Source organism: Haloferax prahovense DSM 18310, from assembly GCF_000336815.1.
Lineage (GTDB): Archaea > Halobacteriota > Halobacteria > Halobacteriales > Haloferacaceae > Haloferax > Haloferax prahovense.
Map to the genome: position 1 here is coordinate 1 of NZ_AOLG01000003.1, position 710 is coordinate 710.

Here is a 710-nt window from a genome sequence, read left to right on the forward strand (position 1 = left end):
CCCGTCAACAGTCTCAGTGTGAACCGCGCTCCCCCGAGTGTAAATTACCGGGCACGAGGCGGTACGCTCGACAGTGCTTACGGTTCGCATATCCAACTTTTCTTCGACAATGTAGATGAGATCCGCATCGAAGTAGTCGACGAGATCTTCGATGGCGGTCGTCGTAGCGTCGACTAGCGCGTCACACCGGAGAGCAAGCAGACGTACTCCAAGGTCGCCCGCCATGTCTCAGTGGGTGGTTGTTCCCTGTCCCGGTTGGCTATCAGCAGGTTGTGCCTCGTTTCGCGTGTTGGTCATACACTCACTATCGTAACCCTCTGGCTTATACTTTCTGACTAGCAACTCTGTGATGTACCTATCTTAGGACTTAGACGAATTCAGAAGTGGATCTACTAGGGTCCGTGGTAACTATCAATCACTATGCTCTCACCGGCCAGTGGATCTATAGAGTATTGAAATGACTGAGTATAGTCTTCCCTATGGCTGAACAGGAACCTCTAACAGTTGCTTCAGAAGACGGATTGCGAGCCGCTTGTTTAGCGTCCGATTCGCATTCCCACATTGCGGCGAGTGAACGCACGATGGACACCCATCTTCACAGGGACAGCTAGAGAGCATTTCCAACGTGCGCTCGAGCATTGTCTCCAGCTTCCCGAACGCTTCTCGAGTAAGTCCTACTCCACCTGGATGACCATCGTGGACGAAAATCG

Annotated in this window: 1 protein-coding gene and 1 pseudogene; both read right to left on the minus strand. The window is 52.3% G+C overall.

What is annotated here, in order from left to right; genetic code table 11:
* Nucleotides 1–225, minus strand: a pseudogene (locus C457_RS20810) (ribonuclease H-like domain-containing protein); the annotation flags it as partial.
* 252 nt (nucleotides 226–477) lie between these two features.
* Nucleotides 478–708, minus strand: coding sequence for a Zn-binding domain-containing protein (locus tag C457_RS19370; RefSeq protein WP_275039348.1), 231 nt, complete (start codon nucleotides 706–708; stop codon nucleotides 478–480).
* Nucleotides 709–710: the final 2 nt, after the last annotated feature.